Origin of the sequence: Roseicyclus sp. (genome assembly GCF_052168335.1) — a bacterium.
GTDB lineage: Bacteria > Pseudomonadota > Alphaproteobacteria > Rhodobacterales > Rhodobacteraceae > Roseibacterium.
The window spans coordinates 1-6053 of sequence record NZ_JBQLZP010000044.1; the positions used below are offsets into that span (position 1 = coordinate 1).

At 72.5% G+C, this 6053-nt stretch carries 5 protein-coding genes and 2 pseudogenes; 6 read left to right on the plus strand and 1 reads right to left on the minus strand.

What is annotated here, in order from left to right; all coding sequences use genetic code 11:
• Positions 1-136: 136 nt before the first annotated feature.
• The 6 genes and pseudogenes from cysG (at position 137) to ACTS11_RS01595 (ending at position 5685) form a co-directional block, all read left to right on the plus strand.
• Positions 137-1531, plus strand: a complete 1395-nt coding sequence (cysG, locus tag ACTS11_RS01570) for a siroheme synthase CysG (protein WP_442638600.1) — start codon at positions 137-139, stop codon at positions 1529-1531.
• Position 1532: 1 nt separating this feature from the next.
• On the plus strand, positions 1533-1835 hold the full coding sequence (locus ACTS11_RS01575; protein WP_442638601.1) for a DUF2849 domain-containing protein: 303 nt from the start codon (positions 1533-1535) through the stop codon (positions 1833-1835).
• A 22-nt stretch (positions 1836-1857) separates the two neighbouring features.
• On the plus strand, positions 1858-3516 hold the full coding sequence (locus tag ACTS11_RS01580; RefSeq protein WP_442638602.1) for a nitrite/sulfite reductase: 1659 nt from the start codon (positions 1858-1860) through the stop codon (positions 3514-3516).
• The gene (locus ACTS11_RS01585; protein ID WP_442638603.1) at positions 3506-4234 is read left to right on the plus strand and encodes a phosphoadenylyl-sulfate reductase; all 729 of its coding nucleotides are present in this window, start codon (positions 3506-3508) and stop codon (positions 4232-4234) included. Before ACTS11_RS01580 ends, ACTS11_RS01585 begins: the two co-directional genes overlap by 11 nt.
• 103 nt (positions 4235-4337) lie before the next feature.
• Positions 4338-4655, plus strand: a pseudogene (locus ACTS11_RS01590) (DUF934 domain-containing protein); the annotation flags it as partial.
• Between the two features lie 172 nt (positions 4656-4827).
• On the plus strand, positions 4828-5685 hold the full coding sequence (locus tag ACTS11_RS01595; protein ID WP_442638604.1) for a ferredoxin--NADP reductase: 858 nt from the start codon (positions 4828-4830) through the stop codon (positions 5683-5685).
• A 54-nt stretch (positions 5686-5739) separates the two neighbouring features.
• Here the strand turns inward: ACTS11_RS01595 and ACTS11_RS01600 are convergent.
• A pseudogene (locus tag ACTS11_RS01600) lies at positions 5740-6053 on the minus strand (hypothetical protein); the annotation flags it as partial.

The window sequence follows — 6053 nt, forward strand, 5'->3', positions numbered from 1 at the left end:
GGTCTCCGGTTCGCGGGACGGGGTTCCTTGAGCGCGTGAAGTAGAGGACAAACGTCCCTTTCCGCAAGCCGTATCTGCCGGAAACCGGGAAAATGTCCTACGTTTGGGCCAGATCAGCCCGTTGGAGTTCCGTCCCATGCGCCACTTCCCGATCTTCCTCGACCTCGCGGGCCGCCGCGTCGTCGTCTCGGGCGGGGGCGAGACGGCGCTGGCGAAGCTGCGGCTGCTCCTCAAGACGGAGGCGCGCGTGACGGTCTTCGCGGCCGAGGCCGAAGCGGAGCTCCGGGTGCTCGCCGAAGAGGGACGCCTCCGCCTCGTGGAACGGGCGCTCGGGCCCGGCGACGCGCTCTGCGCCGCGCTGTTCTACGCGGCGAACGATGACGCGGCGGAGGATGCGCGCGTGGCGGCGCTGGCCCGCGCGGACGGGGCGCTGGTCAACTGGGTCGACAACCTCGGGGCCAGCCAGTTCATCACCCCCGCGATCGTCGACCGCGATCCGGTGACGGTCGCCATCGGCACCGAGGGCGCGGCCCCGGTCCTCGCCCGCGCGATCAAGGCCGACCTCGAGGCGCGGCTGCCGGCGGCGCTCGGCCTGCTCGCGCGGATCGGCAAGGGCTTCCGCGCGGCGGCCGAGGCGCTGCCCATGGGCCGCAAGCGGCGGGAGTTCTGGGCGGACTACTACTTCGCGGACGGCCCCCGCACGCTGGCCGAGCGCGGGGCGGAGGCGCTGCCGGGGGCGCTCGTCGCGCTGCTCGACCGGCATCTCTCGGAGGCGCCGCGCGAAGGCCGCGTGGACCTCGTGGGCGCGGGACCGGGCGACCCGGACCTCCTGACGCTGCGGGCGCGCAAGCTGATCGACGCGGCCGACGTGGTGATCCACGACCGGCTCGTCGCGCCCGCGATCCTCGAGCTCGCGCGGCGCGAGGCGCTCCTGATCGACGCCGGAAAGAAGGGCTTCGGCCGCGCCATGGCGCAAGACGAGATCAACCGCCTGATGGTGGAGCACGCCGCCAGCGGCGCGCACGTGGTCCGCCTGAAATCCGGCGATCCGGGCGTCTACGGCCGCCTCGACGAGGAGATCGGGGCGCTGGACGCCGCGGGCATCGCCTGGGCGATCTGCCCCGGGATCACCGCCGCCTCGGCCGCGGCCGCGCAGATCGGGCAGAGCCTGACGAAGCGCGACCGGAACTCGGCGCTGCGGCTTCTGACCGGGCACGACGTCAAGGGTTTCGCCGAGCACGACTGGCGCGGGCTCGCCCGGCCCGGTGCGGTCGCCGCCGTCTACATGGGGGTGCGCGGCGCGCGCTTCCTGCAGGGGCGGCTGATGATGCACGGCGCCGCGCCCGAGACGCCCGTGACCGCCGTGGAGAACGCGGGCCGCCCCGAGGCGCGCGTGATCGCCACGAGCCTCGGCCACCTGCCCGGCGCGCTCGAGGCCGCGGCGCCCGAGGGGCCCGTGATCCTCCTCCTCGGCCTCGCGCCCCGCGCGGCGGAGGCCGCCGCACAGACCCTCGCACAGGAGCTCGCCTGACATGCCCCCCCGCCCCTTCACGCCCAAGGTTCTGACCGCAAACGATCTTCTTCAGGGCGACGCGGTCTGGCTCGACCGCAACGGCCAGTGGACGCGCCACCATTCCGAGGCGCTCCTGATCGAGGACGAGGGGAGCGCGCAGCTCCATCTCCTCGACGCGGAGGCGCGCGGCCACGAGGTCGTCGGGCCCTATCTCGCCGACGCGAAGCCGGGGCGGAAGGGCCCCGAGCCCGCGATCCGGCGCGAGGCGTTCCGCACCGCGGGACCCTCGAACTACCCCCACGGCAAGCAGGAAACGGCCTGAAACGGGGCCGAGGAGGCAGAGCATGTACCGCTATACCGAGTTCGACGAGGCCTTCGTGCGCGCGCGCACCGCGCAGTTCCGCGCGCAGGTGGAGCGGCGGATCGACGGGTCGCTGACGGAGGAGGAGTTCAAGCCGCTGCGGCTGATGAACGGCCTCTACCTCCAGCTCCACGCCTACATGCTGCGGGTGGCGATCCCCTACGGCACGCTCGACAGCCGGCAGATGCGGCAGCTCGCCCATATCGCCGACCGCTGGGACCGCGGCTATGGCCACTTCACCACGCGGCAGAACGTGCAGTTCAACTGGCCGCGCCTGCGCGACGTGCCCGACATGCTCGACGCGCTGGCCGACGTGGGCATGCACGCGATCCAGACGAGCGGGAACACCATCCGCAACGTGACCGCCGACCATTTCGCGGGCGCGGCGGCGGACGAGGTCGCGGACCCGAGGCCTGTGGCGGAACTCATCCGGCAATGGTCGACCGACCACCCGGAATTCCAGTTCCTGCCGCGCAAGTTCAAGATCGCCGTGACGGGCAGCCCGCTCGACCGCGCGGTGACGGCGGCCCATGACATCGGGCTCAGGCTCGTCCGGCGCGAGGGCGCTCTCGGCGCGACGATCCTGGTCGGCGGCGGGCTCGGCCGGACGCCGATGATCGGGCAGGTTCTGGCGGAGTTCGTGCCCCTCGACGACCTCCTGCCCTGGCTCGAGGCCATCGTCGCCGTCTACAACCTGCTCGGGCGGCGGGACAACAAGTACAAGGCGCGCATCAAGATCACCGTCCACGAGACCGGGATCGAGGAGATCCGGCGCCAGGTGGAGGCGGAGCTGGCACTGCGCCGCCCGCTCTTCGATGCGCGCGCGATGGCGCTCCTCGACCGGATCGCGGCGGACTTCGCGCCGCCGGAATTCGAGGCGGAGGCCCCCGCGCCCCTGCCGAAGGACGCGGGCCTCCGGTCCTTCCTCGATACCAACGTCCACGCGCACCGCGTGCCGCATTACGCCATCGTCACCGTCTCGCTGAAGGCCCATGGCGCGACGCCGGGCGACGCCACGAGCGCCCAGATGCGGGCGCTGGCCGACATCGCGGAGACCTTCGCCCATGACGAGCTGCGCATCAGCCACGATCAGAACGTCGTCCTGCCGCATGTCCCGCGCCGCCACCTCGCCGAGGTCCATGCGCGGCTGAGGGAGGCCGGGCTCGCCACCGCCAATGTCGGCCTCGTCTCGGACATCATCGCCTGCCCGGGGATGGATTACTGCGCGCTGGCGACCGCGCGCTCGATCCCCGTCGCGCAGGGCATCGCGACGCATTTCGAGGCGCTGAAGCTCGAGCACGACATCGGGCCGCTCAAGATCAAGATCTCGGGCTGCATCAATGCCTGCGGCCATCACCACGTGGGCCATATCGGCATCCTCGGCCTCGACCGCGCAGGCGTGGAGACCTACCAGCTCACCCTCGGCGGCGACGGGGGGCCCGACGCGACGCTCGGCGAGCGGACGGGGCCGGGCTTCGCCTATGACGAGATCGTGCCGGCGGTGGAGCGCATCCTGCGGACCTACCTCGCGCTCCGGCAGGACCGCTCGGAGACCTTCCTCGACGCCTATCGCCGCGTCGGGATCGAGCCGTTCCGCGCGGCGCTCTACGGGGCCGAAGGGGGGCAGGCCGATGCAGCATGAGACCCTGCGCGCGCCCGACGCAACCGGAATCGCGGCGGCGCTCGCCGCGCGCCTCGAGGATGCACGGGCCGAGGCGGTGCTGGCTCATGCGCTCGGCGGCGCGCTCGGGCGCGTGGCGCTCGTCTCCTCCTTCGGGGCGGAATCGGTCGTGCTCCTGCACATGGCGGCGGCGATCGACCGGAACGTGCCGGTCCTCTTCCTCGACACCGAGATGCTCTTCCCCGAGACGCTGGACTACCAGCGGCGGGTGGCGGACGCACTCGGCCTCCGCGACGTGCGGCGCATCACGCCCGAGGACGTCGCGGCGGCGGACCCCGACGGCACGCTCCACCGCTCCGACCCCGACGCCTGCTGCGGCCTGCGCAAGACCGCGCCGCTGGAGCGCGCGCTGGCGGGCTTCGACGGCTGGATCACCGGGCGCAAGCGCTTCCAGTCGACGGGGCGTGCGCGCCTGCCACTCTTCGAGGCGGAGGCGACGGGACGGATCAAGGTGAACCCGCTCGCGCGCTGGGGTGCGGAGGAGCTGCGGGCCTACATGGAGGCGCACGCCCTGCCCCGCCATCCGCTGGTGGCGCGCGGCTATCCCTCGATCGGCTGCGCCCCCTGCACCGCGCCCGCGGACGCAGGCGACCCCCGCGCCGGGCGCTGGAAGGGCCTGGCGAAGGACGAGTGCGGCATCCATTTCGTGGACGGCCGCGCGATCCGGCGGGCGTCGTGAGGGCGGAGGGCGGAGCGATGCGTATTTTCGGGAAAGATGAAGGAGGGGTGCGGTGACGGAGGATCGCGTGATCGTGCGGGACACGGGTTTCGCGGCCGAGGACATGGGCGGGGCGCGCGCGCTCGAGCTCGGGCCGGGGGACGATGTGGCGGGGCTCGACCTCGGCGGCGTGGAACTCGTGCGCATCGCCTTCCCGAAATTCGCCGACGGGCGCGGCTTCACGCTCGCCCGCAGGCTCAGGGCGATGGGCTATGCCGGGCGGCTCCGGGCGAGCGGGCACGTGCTGGCCGACCAGTACGCGATGGCGCGGCGCTCGGGGTTCGACGAGGTGGAGATCCCGGCGTCGCTCGCCGCGCGGCAGGACGAGGCGCAATGGCGCGCGCGGGCCGACTGGCGGGCGGGCGACCACCGCGCGCGGCTCGGACCCCGGAGCCCCGGGGCGGCCTCCGGGGCGCCCCAAGTCACACCCCCCGTCACGTCCCCCGTCACGTCCCGGAGCGGCAGGTTGACACGCGGCGGTTGAACCGGGGGTTCCCCTGATCCAGATCAAGGCCTAGACAGGAGGGCGCGGGCAAGCTCCGCGCCGGATGCAGATGACCGAGCAGAGACCCGTGAAAGACGCAGACGCGAGCCCCGTGAAGGCGACCCCCACCCTCCCCGACGCGCAGACGGTGACGGATGTGCAGCATTACACCGACCGGCTGTTCCGGTTCCGCTGCACCCGGCCGCCATCGCTGCGCTTCCGCTCGGGCGAGTTCGTGATGATCGGCCTCATGGGCGACCCCGACCCGGAGACCGGCAAGGTCAAGCCGCTCCTGCGCGCCTACTCCATCGCCTCGCCGGCCTGGGACGACGAACTCGAGTTCTACTCGATCAAGGTGCCGAACGGGCCGCTCACCTCACGGCTCCAGCACATCAGGCCGGGCGACGAGATCATCCTGCGCCCCAAGCCCGTGGGCACGCTGGTGCACGACGCGCTGTTGCCGGGCAAGCGGATCTGGTTCTTCGCCACGGGGACCGGCATCGCGCCCTTCGCCTCGCTCCTGCGCGATCCGCAGACCTACACGGATTACGACGAGGTCATCCTGACGCATACCTGCCGCGAGGCGGGGGAACTGACCTATGGACGCGAGCTGATCGAGAGCATCCGCAACGACGCGCTCCTGGCCGAGCTGATCGGGGAGGGTTTCGCCGACAAGCTGCGCTACTATCCCACCACGACTCGGGAAGAGACGGCGAAGATGGGGCGGATCACCGACCTCATGCGCTCGGGCGAGGTCTATGACGATCTGGGCGTCGCGCCCCTCTGCCCCGAGAACGACCGCGCGATGATCTGCGGCAACCTCGCCTTCAACCTGGAACTGAAGGCGATGCTTGAGGAATACGGCCTCCGCGAGGGGGCGAACTCGCAGCCCGCGGAATACGTGGTGGAGAAGGCCTTCCTCGACTGACGCGGCCATGACCGCGCGACAGGCCCCGGATGCCGGTCCGGGGCCGTTTTCGGTTCACTCCACGCCGAGGAGGCGCCGGACGCGGGCGAGCGCCTCGTCCCGGACCGCCGGCATGTCGCGCGCCTGTTCGAGCGCGGCGCGCGCCGTCCGCCGGCCGAGCGCGGAGAGCTCGGAGGCCTCGAGGGCGGCGATGGCGGTCTCGAAGTCGAAACCCTCGGGCGAGAGGATCGCGGCGAGGTCGATCTCAGGCGCGGGCGCCGCCGGGTCGGCGGCGACAGGTACGGCAGATGCCGCCTCGGCCGCCGGGGCCGCGGCCCCGGCGGAGGCCTCCGGGGCTGCCCCGCTCGCGGCCTCGGCCGGGGCGGTCT

What these genes read in the sequence shown, in the direction of transcription:
- cysG (WP_442638600.1), top strand. Translation starts at nt 137, where the DNA reads ATGCGCCACTTCCCGATCTTCCTCGACCTCGCGGGCCGCCGCGTCGTC.
- ACTS11_RS01575 (WP_442638601.1), top strand. Translation starts at nt 1,533, where the DNA reads ATGCCCCCCCGCCCCTTCACGCCCAAGGTTCTGACCGCAAACGATCTT.
- ACTS11_RS01580 (WP_442638602.1), top strand. Translation starts at nt 1,858, where the DNA reads ATGTACCGCTATACCGAGTTCGACGAGGCCTTCGTGCGCGCGCGCACC.
- ACTS11_RS01585 (WP_442638603.1), top strand. Translation starts at nt 3,506, where the DNA reads ATGCAGCATGAGACCCTGCGCGCGCCCGACGCAACCGGAATCGCGGCG.
- ACTS11_RS01595 (WP_442638604.1), top strand. Translation starts at nt 4,828, where the DNA reads ATGACCGAGCAGAGACCCGTGAAAGACGCAGACGCGAGCCCCGTGAAG.